This is a genomic window from Sphingopyxis sp. NJF-3, assembly GCF_053514865.1.
Map to the genome: position 1 here is coordinate 3,353,673 of NZ_CM130726.1, position 23,430 is coordinate 3,377,102.

Sequence of the window (23,430 nt, forward strand, 5' to 3'; positions counted from 1 at the left end):
GTCGGGTCAGTCCGGCTCGAACAGCGAAAGGTCGATCGCATCGCCCATCGCGCGATAACCCGCTTCGCTGGGGTGGATATGATCGCCCGAATCATAGTCGGGACGCAGATGCAGCGGATTGCCGGGATCGCGGACCGCCGCATCGAAATCGATAGTGGCGTCGGCGATGCCGGCGGTGCGAATCCACTGGTTCACCGCCTGACGCTGCGCCTCGCGCTCGGGGGAATGGCTGGTCGATCCGCCGAAGGGCGTCAGCGTCCCCATCACGACCTTGATCCCCGCGACATGTGCGCGGGCGATGATCTGCTCATATCCGGCGATCAGGTCGGCAACGTCGAGCGGCGGGTTCCGGCCGAACATCGTGCTCGAGCCGCCGTGGCCGATATCGTTGATGCCTTCGAGCAGGATGACGTGCGACACGCCCCTGACCCGCGCGACATCGCGATCGAACCGCGCGAGCGCGGCATCGCCCCAGCTCGTCGACAGCACCCGGTTGCCGCCGATGCCGGCATTGACGACGGTCACCGGATCGCTCCCCCCGGCCGCGACCAGACGGCGCAGCAGCTGTTCGGGCCACCCGTGCAACTGTCCGGCGTATGGCCGGTTGCCGTCGGTGATCGAATCGCCCAATGCGACGACGACCCGCGGCGGATGTGCGCTCAGAACCAGCGCGCCGCTGACCGGAGGCCGTCCGATGATCGTGTCGCCGCCGTCAAGCCGCGGCGACAGTGACTGATCCCCCGCCGCGAACGCCATCCGCTGGTTGCCGAACGCCTTGAGCTTGAGAGGCCGCGGCAGATGCAGACTGATGATGATATCATCGAGCGCGGCGGCGTCGAGGTCGACCGGATCGCTGAGCGCCGGCGCGCCCGGGGCGATGGTGATGCGCCGCTGGCCCCCGAAGGCGAGCGGGCGGAGCGTTCCGGCGCGCGCGTCGAAGCTCTCGGCGGCGAGGCCGACGCTGGCACCGTCGACGACCAGCGGCTGCGTGCCGTCCTCGTTCGAAATCCGGATGCGGAGCGCATGGCCCGATGCCCCCAGCGTCAACCGCATGCGCAAGGTTCCGACCACGGGCGGGCGATCGCGCAGCCGCTCGCGCGCTTCGTCGGGGAGCTTCATATCCTTCGGGATCACGAAGTCGAAGTCGGCCGGGCTCGATTGATAGGCCTCGACCCATTGCGGGCGATGGTCCTGCGCCGCGGCCCCCTGGCCGAGCAGGGCCGCGGCCAGCAGGCCGAGGCGCGCCAGCCGCATCGTCACGGCGCGTCGGCGGGCGGGGCCGAACGCCCCTGCCGCACCGCCTCGAAGAAGTCCTCACTGCCCATCTGGCCGCCCTTGAGCACGAGTTCGAGCCCGTCGATCGCGGGGTCCTCGGCATGCGCGCGCACCAGCGGCGCGCCGCGCTCGATCGGCGCCGCCCAGCTCAGCGCATCGATGCCCAATTGCGCGACCCCGTGGCTCGACGTGTCGCCGCCCGCGAACAGCAGCCGTTTGAGGCTCGCGCGGCGGACGACATCGAGCGCGATCCGCCCGAGCGCCTCACCCAATTTCTCGCCGGCCGCCGGCGCGGCGGGGTCGAGCGGACCCTCGGCCGAGTGGATCACGGCGCGGCGGCCGTGCGCCAGGCCGGCGAGGGCGGCGTCCGCCAGCCGCGCGGCTTCGGCCGACGACCCGTCGAGCAGCGCGCCCACATCGGCCGCTATGGTCGCGAAGCCGGAGGCCGGCGCGCGCGCGATCTGCCGGGCGGTGACGGGCGAACAGCTTCCGCTGACGACGAGCAGGCGGTCGGCCTCGGCGGCGCGCGCCTCGGCGGGCGCCTGCGCGATCCGCCCCGCGGCGCGCCAGGCCAGCACGAGCGCGCGCGTGACGCCCGAGCTGCCCACGGCAAAGCGCACCCCGCGCCCGGTCAGCACACCGCCGGTCGCGGCAAGGTCGTCCATCGATAGTCCGTCGAACAGCACCGCGTCGGCATCGGCGGCGTCGAACGCTTCGCCCGCGCGGCCGGCGCGGATCGCTTCGAGCGAGACCAGCGCGATGGACGCCTCGGTCTGCGCCGCCAGATGCCGGATCAGGTCGGGCTCGTGCATCGGCGTGACCGGGTGGCGCGACATCGTCGGGTGGCGGTCGATGCGATAGACCTCCTCGCCCGCCGCCGCGAACAGATTGCCGAAGGCGACGTAGCGCCGCAGATGCGGCGCGCCGACCATGATCGCGGCGCGCCCATCGAAGCGGCGCAGGCCGATATCGAGCGCCCGCCCGATCGAGCCGGTTTCGGGGCTGGAATCGAAGGTCGAGCAGGTCTTGTAATGGACGATCGCGGCCTCGCCGAGCGCGCCATAGGCGGCGGGCAGATGGGCGTCCATCCACGCCGGCGGGCGGCTGCGGCTGTCGCCCGCGATGCCGATCGCGCGCGCGTCGGCGAAGCGCGCGCGGAGCGCGGCGTCGGGCACCCGCAGGAACAGGACCGACGGCACCCCGCCCTCGGCGAGCTGTTCGAGCACGTCGGTCGAGCCGGTGAAATCGTCCCCGTAAAAAGCGTAGAGCAGGCTCACCCGCCGAACGCCCCCAGCGCAGCGGCGAGCTCGGGCGCGTCCTTCGCGGCCTCGTCGACCGGGACGCCCGCGACCGCGGCGTCCCAGGCCTGACGCAGCGCGCGGACGCCCGCTGCGGGTCCACCCGGATGCGCCATGATTCCGCCGCCCGCCGCGAACATGCAGTCGACCGAGCCGAGCGCCGCATAGGTCGGCGCCGCCTGCCGCGCCGACTGGCCCGAGGAGAAGACCGGCATGATCTCGCAGCCCGGATGCGGCGGGTCGAACATCGGGGTCAGGCATTCGCGCGCCGAGGCGATCACGCTCTCGTTGCTCTCGCAGAATTTATTATCGATGCCGTTCACATGGGTGTGGTCGATGCCGGCGAGCCGCCACAGCTTCTGGAACGCGATATAGCTCATGCCGATCGCGGGCGAGCGGCCGAGCAGGCCCCAGCCGTTGCGATGGCCGTGGATCGGCAGCTGCGAATGCGCGCGAAGGACCTTCATCGCCGGCAGGCCGATCGAATTCATGCTCGCCATCACGCAGGTGCCGCCGGCCGCCAGCACGAAATCGTGCCGCGCCAGCATCTCGTCGATCTCGCCGGTCAGGTTGGCGGCATACATGACCTTCTTGCCAGTCTTGTCGGCATGATCGTCGATCACCCGCATCACCGCGCGCACCCGCGCGTCGAAGGGGCAATGCGGCCCGTCGGCCTGCAGTTCGTCGTCCTTGATGAAATCGATGCCCGCCTCGACCAGCCCGCGGACCTGCTCGGCGGTCGCCTCGGGCGACAGGCCGACGCTCGGCTTGATGATCGTGCCGATGATCGGGCGACCGTGGACGCCGGCGAGCCGGCGCGTGCCCTCCACCCCGAATTGCGGCCCCTGATAGCAGGTCAGGAACTCGGGCGGCAGCGTGACATCGAGCAGGCGCAGGCCCGAGAAGGCCTTGAGCTCGCTGAGGTTGCCGTTGATCGTCGCGAGCAGGTTGGGAAGCGAGAGTCCCATGTTCGAGACCGGCCACGACAGCCGCACGCGCGCGGTGCGGCGGGTCGCATCGCCCGACTTCGGCAACCCCGATCCCGGCAGCGAGGGCGCGGCCGCTTCGCCCAGCTCGACGATCTCCTCGACGCGCGCCGCATGCGCCTCGCGCAGTTCGTCGGTCTCGCCGGGTACGCGGACGAAAGTGCCCGTCGATTGCTCGCCGGCCATCGTTTCCGCCGCCTCAGCAAGCGGAAAGGCGGTCTCGATCCAGTAAGTGGCGGTGATGCGCAGTTCGGTCATGGGTTTACTGGGTTCCTCGTGCGTCAGGACATGATCAGCCCGCCATCGACGTTGATGGTCTGGCCGGTGATATAGCTCGCATCATCGCTGGCGAGGAAAGCGACCAGCGCGGCGACGTCGCTGCCCTGGCCCGCGCGCTTCATCGGGATGCCCGCGACCCATTCCGCCATCAGCTCGCCGGGGCCATAGTCGCCCATCAGCCTGCCCCATTCGCGGTCGTTATAATCCCACATGTCGGTGTGGATGATGCCGGGGCAGATCGCGTTGACCGTGATGCCCTCCACCGCGACCTCCTTGGCGAGGCTCTGGGTCAGGCCGACCACGCCGAACTTCGAGGCGGCATAGTGCGGCGTGTAGATGAAGCCGTCGCGCGCCTGCCCCGACGCCGTGTTGATCAGACGCCCCGCCTTGCCGCGCGCGCGCATCCGCCCGATCGCTTCCTGACAGCAGAGGAATACGCCCTTGGTATTAACCGCGAGGTTCAGGTCCCACTCGGCTTCGGTGAGGTCCTCGACCCGGGCGATGGTGATGACGCCGGCATTCTGCACCGCGACGTCGACGCCGCCGAAGGCCTCGGCCTCGTCGAACAGCGCGCGCACCTCGGCAGGGCGGGTCACGTCGCAGCGGCGCGTCACGACGCCAACGCCGTAGCCCGCCAGCGCCGCCCGCGCGGCCGACTGATCCTCCTCGATCGCGCCGATCACCAGATTCGCGCCTTCGGCCGCGAACCGCTCGGCTATCGCGAGGCCGATCCCCTTGTTGCCGCCCGAGATGACGACGCATTCGCCCTCGAAGCGGCGCATCGGTCAGGCGGTCTTGAAATAGGTCGTCGTGCGTTCGGTATCGACCGCATAATAGGGCACGAACACCAGATTGCGCTGACCGACCTTCGCCCGATAGCTTTCGGCATGGCCCGGCATCGGCTCGAGCGCGCCCGGCAGCGCGATCGCCTCCTTGTCGATCCCTTCCCAGGGATTGATGCCGACATACATCACCGCGCCGCGCATCACCGCCTGAAGATTGGGATTTTCGGGATCGATCGGCAGGGTGCGAAGCGGCTGCGGGATGGTCAGCTCGACCGTGTCGCCGGCCTTCCAGTTGCGGCTCACGACGGCAAGCTGGCCGGGAGTAGCCTCCTGCGCGCGGCCGTTGACCGACAGGCTCGCGCCGCGGGTCCATGCCGGGATGCGCAGCTTCATCGCGAAGCGGCCGTTCCCGGCCTTGCGCACCGTCAGCTTCACCCTGTCGCCGACCGGATAGTCGGTCTCCTGCACCACCTCGACGGCGCCGCCCGCGCGATCCCAAGTGACTTCGGACGGGGTATAGAGGTTGACCAGCAGATTGTCGTCGTCGTGGAAATAGGCGTTGAGGACATAGTCCGCGACGCCCTGCACCAGCGTGCCCGAGCAGCACGGCCATTTCTGGTGATAGTAGCGTTTCTCGCCCGCCGCGCCATAATCCGAATAATAGGGATAGCCGCCGTCGCTGTCGGGCAGGCGCGTGGCGAGCATCGTGTTGTAGAGTGTGCGTTCGAGGCCGTCGCCATATTGCGCCTCGCCGGTGAAGCGGACCAGATAGCGCGCGAGCTTGAGGTCGGCGAAAGCGCCGCACGGCGTCTCGAAATGCGCCTTCGAGCTGCCGAGGCTCTTGGCGAGATTCCCCTGGCCGAGCACGACGAACTGTTCTTCGGGGCCCCAGCCGCCGCTGGCGAAACGCTGCGGCTCCATGAACTTCCACGCGTTGATCAGCGCCTTGCGATATTTCTCGTCGCCGAGGTGGAGGAAGGCCTGCGCGCCCGAGGCATTGCCGATCGTGTGGCTGTAGGCGTGCTTGGTGGGAAGCACGTCCTGGCCAGCGGCGAGCGGGTCGAACCATTCCTTATTCAGAAGATAGTGGACCGCCATGTCGTGATATTTCTGGTCGCCGGTGATTTCGGCAACGTGGAACAGATTCTCCGAAATGACATAGGTCTCGTCATAGGGCGGATCGACCTTGCCGATCCGGTCGCGCGAGACGGGCGAGATATAGGGGCGGCATTTTTCGATGATGATCGGCAGCAGCGTCTTCGCCTGTTCGACGCCGCTCAGCCGGTAGGCGTCGACCAGCCCGACGACATATTTGTCCATCACATAGGCGGCCCACTGCGCCTGCGCCTTGGGGCCGGCATAGGGGTTGGTGGCGGTGACCATCGCCTTGCCCCACTCGCTGACCAGCAGCGCCACCTTTTCGTGCGCGGCCTTATCGTTGGTCGCGGCGCCGAGGCGGGCGAGGCCCGAGATATATTGACCCATGGTGAGGCCGGCGACGAAACCGTCGCGGTCGTACCAGCCGCCCATGTCGGGACCGGGGGCGGGAAGACCCGCATTCTGGCGGAAGACCTTGAGGATCCGGTCGTTGTCGAGCGCGAGGAAATGCGCGTGGATATGGTCGAACTGGCGCTTGATGCGGCCGCCGGTCAGCTTGACCGCGCCATAGGGAAATTCGTGCACGGCTTCCTTGCCGCGGAGCGCGGCCGGCTGCGCCGCGGCCAGGGCCATCGGGCTCACCGCCAGCGAACTCGCGGCGGCCGTAGCGCAGGCTGCGCAGTGAACGAACTCTCGGCGGGAAACACCCGCCAGCTCCATGCCCTTCATACCAATCCTCTCATGCGATGTCGGCGCGCCGATTCGCGCGCGCTACCCCGATCGGATTATGTTTATAATAATACAAATCGCGCGCGCAAGCGCGGCGTGCATTCGGGCCGGCGATCGGGCGCCGTCTAGCGCGCGGAGCGGCGCTTGCGCGACGCCTTGGCGCGCTCGATGCGCTCGACACCGTGGCCGATGATCGCGCGCATCGCCTGCGCGGCCCCTTCGCCGTCGCCCGCCTCGATCGCGTCGACGATCCGGCTATGGCCCTTCACGCTGTCGTCATGTTCCTCGGCCTCGTGCACCGGCGAGCTCATCCGGAACGAGGCGAGCAGCGCGGTTTCGATCACCGCCGCCAGCGACCGCATCAGGACGTTGCCCGACGCCTGCCCGACCGCCTTGTGGAATTCGAGGTCGGCTTCGGCGAACTCGCTCGCGCTGGTGGATGCCGCCGCCATGCTCGCGACGCTGCGGCGCATCGACGCGATATCCTTCGCCGTCGCATTTTCCGCCGCCGCGCGCGCCGCGGCCGGCTCGATCGCGACACGGATCGCGGCGAGATCGCGGATGAAGGCGATGTCGAACCCCTGCGCGACCTTCCACGCCAGCACGTCGGCATCGAAGAAATTCCAGAAGGCGCTGTCGAGCACGGTCGTGCCCACGCGCGTCTTGGACACGATCAGCCCCTTGGCCGTCAGCGTCTTGAACACCTCGCGCAGCACGGTGCGCGACACGCCGAAGCGGTGGAGCATCTCGGCTTCGGAGGGCAGCTTGGCGCCCGGCGGATAGACGCCGGCCAGGATTTCCCCGCCCAGCGCGCGCGCCACCTGGTCGTGGCTCGAAAGCGCGGTGTCGGTGAACCGTCCGAAATTCGATTGCGCGTGCATGTTTATTTTTTCCTCAAAAGATTCCGGAGTCGGTCATTCAGTACAGCAGCAATTCATAATATTATCGCGCGCGGCCGTGCAAGCGAAGTGGCGCGCATTTCGATCATCCGCGCCCGCCATCCTTTCCGATCGCCTCCTCGATGACGCGGTCGGCGGCGCCCCGCCAGTGCCAGTGCGGATAGAGTTCGGCCGGCTCGGTCAGCGCATCGAGCCGCGCCAGCGTCGCGGGATCGAGCGAACAATCGAGCGCGCCGAGATTTTCGTCCAGTTGCGGCGCACTCGACGCCCCCAGGATCACGCTGGTCACCGCGGGCTTCGCGAGCAGCCAGGCGAGCGCCACCTGCGCGACGCTGGCGCCCGTGTCGCCAGCGATCGCGCGCAGTTCGTCGAGCACCGCGAAACCCAGGTCGCGATCGAACGGCAGCGGATCGATCGACGCGAGCCGGTCGCCGGGCGCCGCCGCGGCATCGCGTCGGTACTTGCCCGACAGGAACCCGCCGGCGAGCGGGCCCCAGACGGTCAGGCCGGTCCCGTAGCGCTGCGTCAGCGGCACCAGATCGCGTTCGATGTCGCGGCCGAGCAGCGAATAATAGACCTGCCCGTGCGTGAAGGGCGCCCATCCGTTTGCGCGCTGCAGTTCGAGCGCCGCGGCGACTTTCCACGCCGACCAGTTGGAAAAGCCGAGATAGCGGGCCTTGCCGGCGCGCACGACAGCGTCGAGCGCCTCGAGCGTCTCCTCGAGCGGCGTGTAGGGATCCTCGTTGTGCGCGATATAGACGTCGACCCAGCCGGTGCCGAGCCGCCGCAGGCTTTGCTCGATCGCCCAGCTCACATGGCGCTTGCCAAGGCCCGCCTGGACGATCGGGCTTCCGGTGCGGCCCATCACCTTGGTCGCGATGACCGCGCCGTCGCGATGCGGCGCCAGCGCCTTCCCGAGCACCTCCTCCGATTGCCCCGAGGCATAGATGTCGGCGGTGTCGAAGAAGTTGACGCCCGCATCGAGCGCCCGGCCGACGATCGCATCGGCATCGGCTCCCTGCAGCTTGGCGATGCCCGACATGGTGTCGCCCCGCGTCAGCGTCAGCGCGCCGAACGCCAGGCGCGACACGATCAGGCCGGTGTTGCCGAGCAGCGCGTATTTCATCCCGACCCCTTCGTTGCGCCAGCAGGGGAGCGCGCACCGTTCATTTGACCGTCACCTCGTCCGCGAACAGCAGCCGCACCGGTCCGAGCAGCCCCGAATCGAGCAACGGCTCGTCCTTGCCGTAGAAGGTCCAGGTCGAGAAGGTGACGCGCCCACCCGCGGGCTTGGCCTCGCCCGCCTTGTACCACTCCGGCAGCGCGGTGATCTTGCGCGCCATGACCGGGGTTTTCTTACCGTCCACCGAAAAACGCTCGCCGACCGGCCATTCGGCGTCGACGAACGGGCCTTCCTCGGGCAGCGCCGCGTCGGCGATCATCCGGTTGGCCCACAAATTGGTGACGGCGAGCGACACGCGGTTCGCGCCCGGCTTGACCACATCGGTGATGTCGACGCGATAGGGCTCCTTCCACACGACGCCGAGATCGGTCCCGTTGACCTTGACCCCCGACAACACCTCGACCCGCCCGAGATCGAGGAACACGCGCCGCCCCTTCCGAAGCGCGGCCACGGGCACGTCGATCGTCCGCTCGTAGGTCGCGGTGCCCGAGAAATGGCGCACACCGTCGTCGGCGTGACGGCTGAGCGACGCGAGGCGCGGCAACGTGATCGTCTCGGGCGCGCCGCGGCCGGGCTGGAAGCGCACGGTCCACGCGCCCTCGACCGTGATCGGCGCGGGAATCTTCGCGGTGAAGCTGCCGCTGCCCTCGACCGTGTAGCGCCCGCTTTCCCATACGAGCGCCTGCAGCCGCCCGTCGCCGCGCCGTTCGAGCGCCACCGGCGTGGCGGCGATCGGCGCGGGCGGCGGACCGCCCGCAGCCTTGGACGCGATCTCCGCCGCCGAGAGCGCGCGCGGCACCGTCGCGAGCGGCGTCGCATTGCCTTCGAAGAAATAGGTGACGCCATTGGGCGACGGCGCATCGCTGCCGCCCGCGAACACGCGGCGCTCGCTCTTGCGGCCGGTCCGCACGAGTTTGCCGTTCAGATACAGGCTCGGCGTGCCGCGATCATAGACCAGCGCGACATGCGTCCAGCCGGCGACCGGCGCGTGGCTGACCAGCACCGCCGGCACGCTGTCGGGGGATGCGCGCTCGATCACGAAGGCGCCGTTGCGCCCGAGCGCGAGGCCCGCGATCGCCGTGCCGTCGCCGTGCATGTCGCGGCCCGAGCGGGCATTGATCAGGTAATTCTTGCCGGTCTCGTTGATCCGTCCGTCGACGGCTTCATCGGGCATGACGCGCAGGTCGATATCGGGCTTGGCCCAGAGCGACAGGGTGAAGCTGTCGGCGGGCGCCTCCGCCCGCGTTGCCGGTGCGGGATCGACCGCGGCGACGCGCTGGCCATCGCGCGCGACCCAGCCCACGCCCTTCGCGCCCGCGGCATCGTCGAGCATGACGAAGGTGGAGCCCGCGGGTGTCAGGTCGAAGGTTACCGTGGTCGCGTCGCGGCCGGTCTCGAACAAAGCCGGCCGGGCAATCGTCCCGGTCTCGGCATCCCAGAGCGCGGGCGCCGCGTCGCCGACGCGGAAGGTGCAGGTCACCGTCTCCGCACGGCGCTGGCGGTTGGCGACGAAATACATATCGCGGCCGGTCAGCGCGCGGTGCATCCACACGAGCTGCCCATCGGGCGTCCGCGTGCGGCATTGCGCGTCGGGCGCGACCTTGAGCGCGGTCAGCGCGTCGGCGATGCTGCCCTGCGCGAAGACCGTGCCCGCGCCCACCTTGCGCGGCGCGGCGTCCGGGGAAGCCGCGCCCCACAGCCCGTCGATCGCGCCGCGGAACGCCGCGTCGCCGTCGGCCTTGCCCGCCAGCGTCATCGAATGCTCGGGCTTGGGCCCCAGTATCGCCGCCCCCTGCTCGACCAGCGAACGGAGGCGCGCGGCGAGCTTCGGCGTCATGCTCGAAAGCGTCGCGGGCAGCACCAGCAGGCGATAGCTCGCGCCGTTGGGCAGCACGATCCGCCCGTCCTTCACGCTCGCCCGCGTCAGCAGCACCTCGGCATTGACGAGGTCATACTGATAGCCGCCGGGCGGCATCTGCGGGTCGAAATATTGGCCGATCCTGGGGTTGGTGTCGGGCGACACGTCGGGGCGGACATATTCCGACTGATTGGGCGTCTCCTCCCCGACGAAGAACAGCACATCGGCGACATAATGGCCCTGGCGCAGCATATACTGGCTGCGCGCGAGATAGTCGATCCACGGCCGCGCCTGCCCGAACCAGGTGTTCGACCGGTCGAGATTCACCCCCCACGGCCCCATCGTCATGCCCGGCACGGCGTTCGGATTGGGCTGGTGCGCGTAGCGGTGAAAGAGGATCTTGTTCACGCCCTGAACGAACATCTGGTCGCCCAGGGTCTTGAGCGAATAGGGATAATCCTGCCAGCGGCTCGTTTCGGCCTCGCCCGTGAAGGATTCGGCCGCGACGACGGGGCGGCCGTATGTGTGGGCGGCCGACGCCACCATCTTGACCGTGCGGTTGTCGGTCCACGGGGTGCGCGTCCAGAATTCGGTCGAGGGCACGTCGACCAGTCCGGACACCTGAAGCGAATCGAAGGGCCCCGGCCCATAGGCTTCGACATGGAAATTAAGGCCCGCCGCGCGCGCATGCTCCTGCATCCGCCCGTAATAATTGTCGGCCGTCAGGTCGGCGAGCGTTCGCCGGAAATCAAACAGGAAGCGGTTCGAGGCATCGAGGTCACCGACGATCCGGCCGGTCAGCGCGGGCAGATAGGGGGTGATCGCATAGCCCGCGCGCTTGCCGAACTCGGCCGGCAGGTCCGGCGTCCAGTTCTGCAGCCCCGCCTCATAGCTGTCGATCATCAGCGAATCGAAAGCCTTGCCCGCCAGCGGTCCGGCCGCCTTCAGCATGCGCTGGACGCTGTTTTCGAACTGGAAATCGACCGCGCTGGCGCTGAGCTTGTCGACCTCGAGCCCGCGTCCGGCATCCGACGCCGCGACGTTCAGATGCCCCGTCGTGGTGTGGCCGAAGCGCAGGATCGTCCAGCGGCCCGGCGGCGGCGTCCAGTCGAGGGCATCGTCGGCACCGAGGTTCGCGGTGATGTCGATCACCTTCGCGGGATCGATCGCGTCATCGGCGCGCAGATCGGTCGGATGCGTCTCGACCGCCGTCGGCGGGCGATAGAGATGCTCGGCCTTCGCGCCCCAGTCGTCGATGCGCGGCGTCGCGTGGAACAGAGCCTCGGCCAGCTTGACCCCGGCCTTGGGCGTGACGCGGAAATAGCGCGCCTCGACCGCCGGGAAGTTGAGCGTCCCCGGCGCCTCGATCCCGCGCTCATGCTGGACGGGCGCCGACACCTGCCCGATCCGCGTCCAGTTGCTGCCGTCCGTCGAAGCTTCGATCGTCGCGGTGAAGGGCCCCGACTCCGCATCGCCATAGAGCGTGACCGACTGCGCCGCGAACGGCCGCTTCATCGTCACCACCAGCGGTGCGGCGGGGGTGATTTCGGCCGCGCTGTGGAGATCGCGATCGGTCAGCGTCGCCGGCGCTATGTCGAGGGCCGCGCGCATCGATTGCACCGCATCACGGTAGACGCTGTCGTCGCCCGCGCTCGCCGGATAGGCGAGCACCGCGGCATCGCGGTAATAGCCGCGCTTCGCATAGGGCCGCGCGAGCTTGAGCCGGAGCGGCTTGCCGCCGGTGACCGTGGTTTCGGTCCAGCTGATCTGCTGCATCGAGCGGTCGGGGGTGATCCACGGCCCGCCCGACGACGACCAGCCCGGCGCATTGTGCATGCCGACCTTCAGCCCCAGCTGGTCGGCCTTGTCCATCATGTGCGTCATCAGGTCGAGCCAGTGGGGGCTGAGATAATCGACCGGCCCCTTGGGCACGTCGTTGCTGCCGTCGAACGCCATCACGCTGCCGAGCCCGATCTCGTGCATCGACGCGAGGTCGGCATCGAGTCCCGCCGCGGTCACATTGCCGTTCATCCAGTGGTAGAAGGTGCCGGGGCGCGCTTCGGCGGGGGGATCGCGGAACGCCTCGGGCGTCGGCCCGTCGGGCGCCGTCTGCGCCGCCGCGCTCCAGATCGGGAGGAGGATCAAGGCACTTCCGGCCAGCCAATATCCGAAACGCGCCATCGTTCGTCCTCTCCTTTTTCCCGGTTCGCCTGTCGATAACAGGTCGTCGCCAAATGTCATATAAAACTATTATTTTGCCGCGCCACTATGTTATGCGCCTCTCCAACATTCAACGAAGCGGACAATCGGAGGGGTCATGGCTGGCTGGGGAAAATGGGCGTTGATGGCGGTCGCATTGGCGGGAACCGCGGCGCACGCGCAGCCCGCCGCCGATACGGCGCCCACAGCCTTCCCCCAGCGCGCCACCGCCTATCCCGACCGGCCCGCGATCGCGGTCGGCGTTGCTTGGTATCCCGAGCAATGGCCCGAGGAGCGCTGGGACGTCGATCTCAAGATGATGCGCGACACCGGCTTCAACACCGTGCGAATCGGCGAATTCGCATGGAGCCGAATGGAGCCCGTCGAAGGTAAGTTCGACTTCGCCTGGATGGACCGCGCGATCGCCGCCGCCCAGCGCCACGGTTTCATGGTGGTGATCGGCACGCCCACCGCGGCGCCGCCGGCGTGGCTGACCCAGGCCTATCCCGACACGCTCCGCATCGACGAAAAGGGCGAGCGCGCCGGCCACGGCGGGCGCCGCCACTTCTCCTTCGCCAGCCAGCGCTACCGCGATTTCTCGCGCCGCATCGCGACCGAAATGGCGAAACGCTACGGCCGGCACCCTGCGGTGGTCGGCTGGCAGATCGACAATGAGGTCGGGCCGCCGTCGTGGGACCCCGAGGCGATCGCGGCTTGGCACGCCTTCCTGAAGCAGCGCTACGGCACGATCGACAATCTCAACAAGCGCTGGACGACGCAATATTGGAGCCAGTTCTACAACAGTTTCGACCAGGTGCCGCTGCGCCAGACCGGCCAGCAGAACCCCGGGTTGCTGCTCGATTTCCGGCATTTCACCACCCGAATGTGGACCGACTTCGTCCAGAATCAGGTGAAGGCGATCCGGCCGCTGATCGACAAGCGCTCCTTCATCACGACCAACACGATGTTCTGGAACGCGGGCTTCGACCATTTCGTCATGCACCGCGACCTCGATATCGCCTCGTGGGACAATTACATTCCGGACGGCCGCCCCGACTGGGTCGCCAACGGCGCCAATCACGACCTCGTGCGCGGCTACAAGCAGCGCAATTTCTGGCTGATGGAAACCCAGCCCGGCCGCGTCGACTGGGTGCCGGTGAACCGCGCGCTCGACCCCGGCCAGGTGCGCGAAATGGCGTGGCAGGCGGTGGCGCATGGCGCCGACGCCATTCTCTATTGGCAGTGGCGCCCGGCCGCCAACGGGCAGGAAACCTATCACGGCGCGATCCTGGGCCAGGACGGCAAGCCCAATCCGATCCAGCCCGAAATCGCCCGCGTTTCGGCCGACCTGACGCGCGCCGCGCCGCTGCTCGCCGACACGGCGCCGGCGGCCGACGTCGCGATGCTCTATTCCTATGACAGCCGCTGGGCGATCGATCTCCAGCGCCATCACCGGGATTTCGATCCGATCAAGGCCTTCACCGATTTCTACCGGCCGATCCGGGTGCAGTCGCAGGGCGTGCATGTGATCTCGCCCGACGCCGACCTCGCGCGCTACCGCCTCGTCGTCGCGCCGAACATGATGGTGATGACCGAAACGGAGGCCGCGGCGCTCACCGCCTATGTCCGCGGCGGCGGGCATCTCGTCCTCGGCCCGCGGTCGGGGATGCGCGACGATGCCAACGCGCTCTATCCCCGCACCCAGCCGGGGCCGCTCGCCGACCTGCTCGGCGCCGAGGTCGCGCAATATTATGCGCTCGACGAAGGCGTCTCGCTGACCGGCGCCATCGCCGGCAAGGCGTCGATCTGGGCCGAGGAGCTGACGCCGACCGCGCCCGACGTGCGCACGCTCGCCACCTATCGCGACCCGGGCGGCTGGCTCGACGGCAAGGCCGCCATCGTCACGCGCAAGGTCGGAAGCGGCAGCATCACCTATGTCGGCGCCTGGCTCGACCCCGCGACGATGAACACGCTCGCCGCCGACCTGCTCGCGGAGGCGAAGGTGACGCCGGTGATCGCCGGCGCGCATCCCGACTTCGAAATCGCCGAGCGCGAAGGGAAGGGAAAGCGCATCCTGATCGCGATCAATCACGGCAAGGAGGCGCATCCCCTGACGCTTCCCGCCGGCGCGAAACCGGCCGGCGGCGACTGGGCGGGCGGCCGGGTCGCAGCGCACGGCGTCGCCTGGTTCACCCTGTCCGGAGCCGCCCGATGAAGCCGATGCTCGCCCTTGCGGCGCTGCTCGCCGCGGCGGGAAGCGTCCACGCCGCCGAGCCCGACCGCTGGGTGCCCGCCTGGTCGGGGCCGCCGATCGGTTACGAGCCCGCGATCCGCGACGGCCTCGGCCGCCCGTTCAAGGACGAGACGGTGCGGCAGGAGCTGCACGTGGGGACCGCCGGACGGACCCTGCGCGTCCGGCTGAGCAACGAGCTGTCGGAGGCGCCGCTGCGCATCGGCGCCGCGTCGATCCTCCGGCTCGACGCGGATGGCAAGCCCGTCGCGGGCAGCCTGCGTGCGCTGACCTTCGGCGGCGCCCGCGATGCCCGGATTCCCGCGCATGCGCCGATGCTGTCCGATGCCATCGACTATCCGGTCGAGGCCGGCGAACGGCTCGCCCTGTCGATCTATTTTCCCGACGAGGTCGCGCCGCCCGCGCATGCGCAGATGGTCGATATCGTGGCGGGCGACGCCACCGCGCTGGTCGACCTTCCCGATCCGCGCCGCGCGCGCGCCTCCGGCGTCGCCAGCGCGCTTGAGGTCGGCGGCGCGTCGGCGACCACCCGCGTGCTCGTGACCTTCGGCGATTCGATCACCGAAGGCGCGGGCGCGTCGCGCGCGATGAGCTGGCCCGCCCAGCTCGGCCGCCTGCTCGCCGCGAACCCGAAGGGGCGCTGCTGGGCGATCGCCAACGAAGGGATCAGCGGCAACCGGCTGCTCAGCCAGGGCCGCGGCCCGGCGGCGCTGGCGCGCTTCGACCGCGACGTGCTCGGCGTGCCCAACGCGACGCACGTCGTGATCCTCGAAGGCATCAACGACATCGGCAACGTCAGGGACCCCGCCAGGGAGTGGCAGGCCCCCGCCGACCGGCTGATCGCCGCCTATGAGCAATTGCTCACCCGCGCGAAGGGCCGCGGGCTCAAGGTGATCTTCGGCACGCTGCTCCCCTATGAAGGCGCCGCCTATGCGAGCGCGGAGGGCGAGCAGCGCCGCCAGGCGGTCAACGCCTGGATCCGCGCGAACCGCGCGCGCTTCGACGGCCTGATCGACTTCGACGCGGCGATGGGGGAACCCGGCAAGCCGTCGGTGATGCGCCTCTCCGAACAGATCGGCGACCATCTTCATCCCAATGACGCGGGCTATGCGACGATGGCGAAGACGGCGCTGCCGGTGATCCTGGGCCAAGGCTGCCGCTAGGGCATGATCGGGTTAGACCGAAACGCCGCTCGCCTTATCTCGTCATCCCGGCGAAGGCCGGGATCTCACCGGTGAAGCAGGCCGGAACGGCGAGATCCCGGCCTTCGCCGGGATGACGTTTCCATCAGGGATGACACACCTTTAAGCCGTGAACCGGTAGCGGCCCGAGCCGACAGTCAGTACCGTCTCGCCGCCCCGCTCGACGGCGCGCGCCACGCCTTGGGCTCGTCCCGCCGCCGCACGCCCCTCGCGCAATTCCGATAGCGCGACCGGCAGTATGATCGTCGCGTCACTGCCCGCGGGGATGTCGACGTCGAACCGCATCCGGCGTCCTTCGCGCGTCCAGGCGCTGCGGATCGGGCCGAGAACCGACCGATATTCCGCCGACGCCGAATCCAGCCCCGGAACACATTGCGGCGCGATGCGGATCGGCGGCGCATCCGTCCGCCAGAAATCAACCGTCACCCCGCCGAGCCCGCCATAGAGCCAGCCCAGCGCATGGCCGAGCATGAAGTGATTCTGCGATCCGCCGTGCGACGGGTCCCAATTCTCGGTTAGCGCGGTCGCGCCCGCGGCGATCTGCGCGCCATAGCTCGGCGCGTCGGTGCGCGAGAGCATCGCGTGCAGCACGTCGGGCCGGCCGTGCTCGGCGAGCGCGCGCACCACATAATGAAAGCCGATGTCGCCCGCGCTGACATGATCGCCGCGCGCCCGGATGTCGGCGACCAGCGCATCCAGAACCCGCCCCGCCTCGCCCACCGGGGTCATGCCGAGCGCCAGCGGCATCGCGTTGGCAGTCTGGCTGCCGCTGTCGTAGAGCCCCTTGTCGGCGCGGTAGAAGGCCGCGTTGAACGCCGCCTTCACGTTCGCCGTGCGCCGCGCGAAGTCCGCGATTTCCGCCTGCGGCCGCCCCAGGCGCCGCGCGATGTCGCCGAGGCAGGCGAGCATCTGGAAATAGGTCGCGGTCGCGGTGACCCCCATGCTGGTCAGCTGGACCCGCTTGCCGTTTTCACGCGGGCCGAGGTCGAGCCAGTCGCCGAGGCCATAGTCGACGAGGCCCTTCGCGGTGCGCTTGCCCTCGATATGATCGGCATAGCGCCGCATCGCGGGATAGCCGACTTCGAGGATGCGCGGGTCGCCATAGAATTTATAGGCCTTCCACGCGGCGATCACGACCGCGCCGCCCCATTCGGGCGAATCGCGGAACATCTCGTCGGGTCCGGTGAACTGGACATATTCTGGCGCGATCTCGGGAATCTGCCCGTTCGGCAATTGCGCGTCGACGATGTCGGCGATCGTCTTTTCGTACATCGTCGCGCCGTCCTCGAGATAGAGCACGGTCTCGGCGTTGAGATGGTCCTGTTCGAGCCAGCCGAGCTTCTCGCGGTGCGGGCAGTCGGTGAACACGCTCGCCGAATTGCTGAGCACCGCCTGGCGGATCAGGTCGTGGGTCTGGACGAGCAGCGCCTGGCCCGCGCCGAAACGCCCCACCTGCGGCATGTCGGTGTGCACGAACTCGCTCGCGAGCGAGACGATCGCGACGTCGCCCGGCCCGGCGCGATCGGCCGGCACCGCGCCTTCGACCTGAAGATAGCGCGACCCGCAATAGGTGAAGCGCGGGCGCCATGTCTCGCCCCCTTCGCGCCCCGCGAGCGTGTAGCTGTAATGCACCGGCAGTCCCGGCCGCGCGCCGATGCTGCGCGGCGCGATCAGGCCGTCCGCCCCCAGCACCTCCGAAGGGCTGAGCCGGACGGTCGCGCCCGCCGGCCCGCGCACCGCGAGCGCCGGGCGGCTCGAACAATTCATGCCGAAATCATAGACGAAGACGCCCGGCCGCGGCTCGGTCACGGCAACCGTCGGATAGGTCGCCGCGACCGCCATCGGCGGGATCGCCTGCGCCTTCAGACGTCCCTCCGGCGCATCGACCAGCAGCACCGGCGCCCAGCCGCCGCGCGGCGCCCCGGCGCGGTCCCAGCCCGCGATCTCACGCCGCGCGTCATGATCCTCGCCGCCATAGATCGACGAAAAGACGATCGGGCCCGGCCGCGTCGTCCACGCGCCGTCGCTCGCGACGACGACGCGCTCGCCGCTGGCCAGCACGACGACGAGTTGCGCCAGCAGGCGCGGCTGGCCGAAGGTGCCGACGAATTTCTTGTAGCGGCCCTCCGCGCCTTCGACATTGTACATGCCGTTGCCGAGCATCACGCCGATCGCGTTCTCGCCCAACCGCAGCAGGTCGGTCACATCGTAGGTCGTGTAGAGGGTGGTCTTGCGATAGTCGGTCCAGCCCGGATCGAGCATCGACGCGTGCGCCTCGCGCCCGTTGATGCTCACCGCATGATGACCGAGCCCGACGATCGACAGAAAGGCATGCGCGACCGGCCCGTCGAGGGCGAAGTCGCGGCGGAACAGCGGCATCGGCTTGGGCCCTGGCACCGGCGCGGGCTTGCGCGATTCGGCGATTCCCACCGGCCAGCCCTTCTCGGCCGCAATCCAGCGCGCCTGCCAGTCGCCGATGACGCCGGTGACGAAGCGCTCGGGCTCTGACCAGTCCGACGCGCGTCCCGCCTCGTCCCAGACCATCAGCGACCAAAAATAGGGCGTCTGCGAAACCAGGGGGAGATGCTGAGCCGGCTGCCCGCGCAGTCGGCGATCCGCCACCCGGCCGCTGTCCCAGATATCGCCCCGGCCCGCCGCCGCGGCCTCCGCGCTCTCCGCCACCACGATCCGCCATGCCGACTGGCGCACGCCGCGCACCTCGGCACCGGCCGCGATCGCCCAGGTGAAGCGCGGCCGCAGCCCGTCGATACCGAGCGGCCGGCTGCGCCACTCGACGCGCAGGTCCACCGGCCGCACGCCGCCGCGCCCCGCCGCCAGCGCGCGGCCAGGCACGATAGAGGTCGCCAGCGTCGCCGCGAGCAGACCGCGGCGGGTCACGCGCGGGGTGCGGATCATCGTTCGACGCGGATCAGGTAGGTGGTGGTCGCGGGCGTGCCGACGGCGATCTCCCAGCCGGGCTCGATCATCTTGCCGCGGATCACCGGGCCGATCGGCCGCGCCGATCCGTCGAGCGCCTGCGCCGAGACGCCGATCGCGCCCTCCAGATCCTTGAGCTGGATCCAGCCCGTGATCGGCTCGATCAGCGTCGGCGCGGTGCCCCAATCGGTCAGCATCGCGCGGCGCTCGTCCCATTTCTGCCCGCTGTTCTCGACCTTGCCGGTCGTGGTGAGCAGCATGCGGTCCGAAAGATTGAGCGACTTGCCGTCGAGCGACGACAGGGTGATCGCGGCGAAGCGGTTGCGGATATCGCCCGCCGCCAGATTGCGCGTCTGCACCTTGGGGTTGGCGCCCACGAACCCGACGAGCGCCTGGCTGCGCGGGGCGTTCACGCTGACGATGCCGTTCTCGCCGTCGCTGGTCTTCCAGCTCAGCTCTCCGGTGTCCGAGACGATCGGGTTGGCGGGCGGCAGCGGCGCGGGCAGGCTCGGCTTGCAATCGAGGCACGACACGCGCGAGCCGTGGACGAGCGGGATCGTCTTGTCGAAACCCGGCGTATAGTAGGGCATCTCGGCGCGCGGCATCCGCGACGCCTCGCTGATCTGGTCGGTCGAGTAGGAGCGCGTCATCACCTCCTTCGCCGCCGAGACGTCACCGCGCAGGAAGATCATCGCCCCCGCGGGCATCTGCGCCATCTTCGCCGGGTCGAGCGTGATGTCGAAATGATCGGCGACCGCCGGCTTCCATTGCCCGCTGATCTTCGTCTCGAAGGTGTAGAAGAAGATGCCGTCCCAGTCCTGCAACGCCGCGTAGGAGGCGAGGATCGGGATCATCTCCGCCCCATATTCGCTCGGCCAGGGATGATTGACCTCGCTGACCGTATAGGGCTTGCCGACCGCGGCGCTGCGCGCGAGCTTCTGGATGATCGACAGGTCGGGCGAATTGACCATCGGCTCGTTGCGCTTCCCATAGATGGCGGGATGCTGCCAATAGACATGGGCATCGAGGATGTCGGACTTCATCGCGGTGCGCATCAGCGGCTGGTTGGCGATGAAATAGGTGTGATCGGCGAGCGGGACGACCGGCGCCTTCACCCCGATCTCTTCCTTCAGGAAGCGCTTCATGTCGGCGTGGAAGTCGATCTCCACCTGCGTCAGAAAGCCGAGCTCGGCATCGAGGCGGAGCCGCGGCGCGTCCGGATGGTCGCCGCGGCGCATGAAGGGCACCGGCTGCCCCGCCGCGACGCCGGCCAGCGTGCGAAGCTGCGCGATTTCGGCCGGCTTGCGATTCTTGGCCAGCCAGTCGTTATATAGGCTCACCAGCAGCGCCTGATAGTGCGGCGTCATGTCGAGCTGGAGGTTCTTGCCGCCTTTCACCCGCTCGCCGCGCAGCCAGTTGCGCATCCAGAATTCGAGGATCGAATTCTCGTTGACGACCTCGACGGTCATCACTGCCGGGTCGTCGGCATAACGCAGCTTGGTATAGGGATTGAGGTGCCCCAGGAGCTGCTGGGCATATTCCTTCTGCAGCGCGACCAGCTCCGGCCCGAAGTAGGTATAGGCCTTGGCATTGCCGATCAGATCGGCGTCGGGCACGCCGTCGCCGGGCTTGAAGACGCGGCCGACATTCAGGTTGAAATTGACGTAGATGCCGTTCTTCTTGAGCTCGGCGAACCAATAGTCGAGCCGGTCCAGCCGCTCGGCATTGAGCTCGCGGCTGTTGTCGACGTCGCCCCGGATCAGCCCGCGCGGTCCGTGGGTGAAGGGGCCGGCGTTGGGGCCGCGATCGGCGCCTTCGTTGCGGACCTTGTTCTCGGTATCGGGCCGGTCGAGAAAGTGCATCCGCACGCAATTGACGCCCAGCCGCGCCAGTGCCGCCGCATAGGTTTCGGCGTCCTTGTGCGACGGAATTTCCTCGCCCCCGACCGTCCAGCCGGTCAGGTTGACGCCCCAGCAGCGGAAACGCTTGCCGTCGGGGCGATAGAGGTGGCCGTCGCGCGCCTCGATGAAGCCATATTTGCCCGCCGGCCCGTCGAGCAGGAAGCGGGCATCCGCCTCCGAATCGACGCGCACCTCATGGTCGACCGGAAAGGGCTGCATCGCAATGTCCTGCGCGGCGGCCGGCGTCGCGGCGATCAGCGCGAGCGCGCTGACGAGACCAAGCTTCATGTTCATTCCCCCTGTTCGTGGATCAGCGCTCGACGCGGATCAGATAAGTGGTGGTCGCGGGCGTGCCGACGGCAATCTCCCAGCCGGGCTCGATCATCTTGCCGCGGATCGCCGGGCCGATCGGCCGCGCCGATCCGTCGAGCGCCTGCGCCGAGACGCCGATCGCGCCCTCGAGGTCCTTGAGCTGGATCCAGCCCGTGATCGGCTCGATCAGCGTCGGCGCGGTGCCCCAGTTGGAGAGCATCGCGTGGCGCGCATTCCAGCTCTGCCCAGTATTTTCGACCTTGCCGGTCGTGGTGAGCAGCATGCGGTCCGAGAGATTCAGCGGCTTGCCGTCGAGCGACGACAGGGTGATCGCGGCAAAATCATTGCGGATGTCCGCCGAGAGGTTGCGCGTCTGCACCTTGGGGTTGGCGCTGACGAAGCCCACCAGGGCCTGGCTGCGCGGGGCGTTCACGCTGACGATGCCGTTCTCGCCGTCGCTCGTCTTCCAGCTCAGTTCGCTGGTATCCGAGACGATCGGGTTGGCGGGGGGCAGCGGCGCCGGCAGGCTCGGCTTGCAGTCGAGGCACGACACCCGCGAGCCGTGGACCAGCGGAAGCATCATGTCGAAGCCGGGCGTATAGTAGGGCATCTCGGCGCGCGGCATCCGCGACGCCTCGCTGATCTGGTCGGTCGAATAGGAGCGCGTCAGCACCTTCTTCGCCGGCGAAACGTCACCGCGCAGGAAGATCAATGCGCCCGCAGGCAGTTGCGCGATCTTCGCGGGGTCGAGCGCGATGTCGAATTCGCCCGTTACCAGCGGCGTCCATTGGCCGTGCAGCTTGGGCTCATAGGTATAGAAGAAGATGCCGTCCCAATCCTGAAAAGCCGCGTAGGAGGCGAGGATGGGGATCATCTCGGCGCCATAGTCGCCGCTCGGCCACGGATGGTTGACCTCGCTGACGGTGAGCGGCTTGCCCGCGACCGCCGAGCGCGCGAGCTTCTGGATGATCGACAGCTCGGGACTGTTCACCATCGGTTCGCCCCGCTTCCCGTAGATGGCGGGGTGCTGCCAATAGACGTGCGCGTCCATGATATCGGACTTCATCGCCGTGCGCATCAGCGGCTGGTTGGCGATGAAATAGGTGTGGTCGGCCATCGGGACGATCGGCGATTTGACGCCGATTTCCTGCGTGAGGAAGCGTTTCATGTCGGCGTGGAAGTCGATCTCGACCTGCGTCAGGAAGCCGAGTTCGGCATCGAGGCGGAGCCGCGGCGCGGCGGGATGGTCGCCGCGGCGCATGAAGGGCACCGGCTGCCCCGCCGCCACGCCCGCGATCCGGTGCAGCTCGGCAACTTCGGCCGGCGTGCGGTTCTTCGCGAGCCAGTCGTTATACATTTTGACCAGCAGCGCCTGATAGTGCGGCGTCATGTCGAGCTGGAGGTTCCTGCCCCCCTTCACCCGCTCGCCGCGCAGCCAGTTGCGCATCCAGAATTCGAGCAGCGAATTCTCGTTGACGACCTCGACCGTGACGACCGCCGGATCGTCGGCATAGCGCAGCTTGGTATAGGGATTGAGGTGCCCGAGAAGCTGCTTCGCATATTCCTTTTGCAGCGCGATCAGCTCGGGCCCGAAATAGGTATAGGCCTTGGCGCTGCCGATCAGATCGGCGTCGGGCACGCCATCGCCGCTGCGATAGGTCCGCCCGACGTTCAGGTTGAAATTGACGTAGATGCCGTTCTTCTTGAGCTCGGCGAACCAGTAATCGAACCGCGCGAGCGCGGCCGGATCGAGCACACGCGAGGTCGGCCCGTCGGCGATCAGGCCCGACGGCGAATCCTTGTGCGGCGTCGGGTCGGGGCCCTTGCCACTTCCCTCCTTGGGCGTCCGGCTCACCGGCATGTCGAGGAAGTGCATGCGCACGCAATTGATGCCGAGCCGCGCGAGTGCCGCCGCCGTCTCACGCGCTTCGGCGTTCGGGGGGATTTCGGCCGACCCGAGGCTGAATCCGGTGATGTTGACGCCCCAGCAGCGGAAGCGCTTGCCGTCGGGGCGATAGAGATGGCCGTCCCGAACCTCGATGAAGCCGTGGCTGCCCGCCGGCCCGTCGTGCAGGAAACGGACATCGGCGTCCGAATCGACGCGCAGTTCGTGATTGACCGGATAGGGCTGCAGCGGCACCGGCGCATCCTGCGCCGCCGCGTTCGCCGCCATCCCCGGACAAAGGATCGTGAGACAGATCGCGGCGAGCATCCTCCCGCGCCTGCGCATGGCAACCA

13 protein-coding genes are annotated in these 23,430 nt (G+C 68.5%); 2 read left to right on the forward strand and 11 right to left on the reverse strand.

Annotated elements, in window-relative coordinates; genetic code table 11:
* Positions 1–6 precede the first annotated feature (6 nt).
* The 8 genes from ACOTSS_RS16225 to ACOTSS_RS16260 form a co-directional block, all read right to left on the reverse strand.
* On the reverse strand, positions 7–1,254 hold the full coding sequence (locus ACOTSS_RS16225) for an SGNH/GDSL hydrolase family protein (protein ID WP_448689020.1): 1,248 nt from the start codon (positions 1,252–1,254) through the stop codon (positions 7–9).
* 2 nt (positions 1,255–1,256) lie between these two features.
* Positions 1,257–2,552 carry a four-carbon acid sugar kinase family protein gene (locus tag ACOTSS_RS16230; RefSeq protein ID WP_448689021.1) on the reverse strand — a complete coding sequence of 432 codons (1,296 nt, stop codon included), beginning with the start codon at positions 2,550–2,552 and terminating at the stop codon, positions 1,257–1,259.
* A complete protein-coding gene (locus ACOTSS_RS16235) occupies positions 2,549–3,817 on the reverse strand; it encodes a ribulose-bisphosphate carboxylase large subunit family protein (protein ID WP_448689022.1) in 1,269 nt (422 codons plus the stop codon). The genes ACOTSS_RS16230 and ACOTSS_RS16235 overlap by 4 nt, the downstream gene beginning before the upstream one ends.
* Before the next feature lie 23 nt (positions 3,818–3,840).
* Complete coding sequence (locus ACOTSS_RS16240; protein ID WP_448689023.1) at positions 3,841–4,620, reverse strand: SDR family oxidoreductase; 780 nt, start codon at positions 4,618–4,620, stop codon at positions 3,841–3,843.
* 3 nt (positions 4,621–4,623) lie between these two features.
* Positions 4,624–6,354, reverse strand: coding sequence for a beta-L-arabinofuranosidase domain-containing protein (locus ACOTSS_RS16245; protein ID WP_448689024.1), 1,731 nt, complete (start codon positions 6,352–6,354; stop codon positions 4,624–4,626).
* 221 nt (positions 6,355–6,575) lie between these two features.
* Positions 6,576–7,331 (reverse strand): FadR/GntR family transcriptional regulator, encoded by a 756-nt coding sequence (locus tag ACOTSS_RS16250; protein WP_448689025.1) that lies wholly within the window; start codon positions 7,329–7,331, stop codon positions 6,576–6,578.
* A gap of 103 nt (positions 7,332–7,434) precedes the next feature.
* Positions 7,435–8,475, reverse strand: coding sequence for an aldo/keto reductase (locus ACOTSS_RS16255; protein ID WP_448689026.1), 1,041 nt, complete (start codon positions 8,473–8,475; stop codon positions 7,435–7,437).
* Positions 8,476–8,515: 40 nt separating this feature from the next.
* Positions 8,516–12,571: a glycosyl hydrolase gene (locus ACOTSS_RS16260; RefSeq protein WP_448689027.1), complete on the reverse strand. Its 4,056-nt coding sequence runs from the start codon at positions 12,569–12,571 to the stop codon at positions 8,516–8,518.
* Positions 12,572–12,707: 136 nt separating this feature from the next.
* Here ACOTSS_RS16260 and ACOTSS_RS16265 point away from each other — a divergent pair, with 136 nt between their 5' ends.
* Both ACOTSS_RS16265 and ACOTSS_RS16270 read left to right on the forward strand, forming a co-directional pair.
* Entirely contained in the window at positions 12,708–14,804 is a 2,097-nt protein-coding gene (locus ACOTSS_RS16265) for a beta-galactosidase (RefSeq protein ID WP_448689028.1), read from the forward strand.
* The gene (locus ACOTSS_RS16270; protein WP_448689029.1) at positions 14,801–16,003 is read left to right on the forward strand and encodes an SGNH/GDSL hydrolase family protein; all 1,203 of its coding nucleotides are present in this window, start codon (positions 14,801–14,803) and stop codon (positions 16,001–16,003) included. The genes ACOTSS_RS16265 and ACOTSS_RS16270 overlap by 4 nt, the downstream gene beginning before the upstream one ends.
* 141 nt (positions 16,004–16,144) lie before the next feature.
* On the opposite strand, the gene ACOTSS_RS16275 is transcribed toward ACOTSS_RS16270, so the two are convergent.
* From ACOTSS_RS16275 to ACOTSS_RS16285, 3 genes are read right to left on the reverse strand one after another with little or no spacing between them, the layout of a single operon-like run.
* Entirely contained in the window at positions 16,145–18,958 is a 2,814-nt protein-coding gene (locus ACOTSS_RS16275; protein WP_448689030.1) for a family 78 glycoside hydrolase catalytic domain, read from the reverse strand.
* Positions 18,955–21,168 carry a hypothetical protein gene (locus ACOTSS_RS16280; RefSeq protein WP_448689031.1) on the reverse strand — a complete coding sequence of 738 codons (2,214 nt, stop codon included), beginning with the start codon at positions 21,166–21,168 and terminating at the stop codon, positions 18,955–18,957. The genes ACOTSS_RS16275 and ACOTSS_RS16280 overlap by 4 nt, the downstream gene beginning before the upstream one ends.
* A gap of 22 nt (positions 21,169–21,190) precedes the next feature.
* Positions 21,191–23,422: a hypothetical protein gene (locus ACOTSS_RS16285; RefSeq protein ID WP_448689032.1), complete on the reverse strand. Its 2,232-nt coding sequence runs from the start codon at positions 23,420–23,422 to the stop codon at positions 21,191–21,193.
* Positions 23,423–23,430: the final 8 nt, after the last annotated feature.

Bases quoted from the DNA above. Each gene is read 5' to 3' on its own strand.
- ACOTSS_RS16285 (WP_448689032.1), bottom strand. From the start codon at position 23,422: ATGCGCAGGCGCGGGAGGATGCTCGCCGCGATCTGTCTCACGATCCTT.
- ACOTSS_RS16245 (WP_448689024.1), bottom strand. From the start codon at position 6,354: ATGGCCCTGGCCGCGGCGCAGCCGGCCGCGCTCCGCGGCAAGGAAGCC.
- ACOTSS_RS16270 (WP_448689029.1), top strand. From the start codon at position 14,801: ATGAAGCCGATGCTCGCCCTTGCGGCGCTGCTCGCCGCGGCGGGAAGC.
- ACOTSS_RS16255 (WP_448689026.1), bottom strand. From the start codon at position 8,475: ATGAAATACGCGCTGCTCGGCAACACCGGCCTGATCGTGTCGCGCCTG.
- ACOTSS_RS16225 (WP_448689020.1), bottom strand. From the start codon at position 1,254: ATGCGGCTGGCGCGCCTCGGCCTGCTGGCCGCGGCCCTGCTCGGCCAG.
- ACOTSS_RS16240 (WP_448689023.1), bottom strand. From the start codon at position 4,620: ATGCGCCGCTTCGAGGGCGAATGCGTCGTCATCTCGGGCGGCAACAAG.
- ACOTSS_RS16280 (WP_448689031.1), bottom strand. From the start codon at position 21,168: ATGAAGCTTGGTCTCGTCAGCGCGCTCGCGCTGATCGCCGCGACGCCG.
- ACOTSS_RS16260 (WP_448689027.1), bottom strand. From the start codon at position 12,571: ATGGCGCGTTTCGGATATTGGCTGGCCGGAAGTGCCTTGATCCTCCTC.
- ACOTSS_RS16250 (WP_448689025.1), bottom strand. From the start codon at position 7,331: ATGCACGCGCAATCGAATTTCGGACGGTTCACCGACACCGCGCTTTCG.
- ACOTSS_RS16265 (WP_448689028.1), top strand. From the start codon at position 12,708: ATGGCTGGCTGGGGAAAATGGGCGTTGATGGCGGTCGCATTGGCGGGA.
- ACOTSS_RS16235 (WP_448689022.1), bottom strand. From the start codon at position 3,817: ATGACCGAACTGCGCATCACCGCCACTTACTGGATCGAGACCGCCTTT.
- ACOTSS_RS16275 (WP_448689030.1), bottom strand. From the start codon at position 18,958: ATGATCCGCACCCCGCGCGTGACCCGCCGCGGTCTGCTCGCGGCGACG.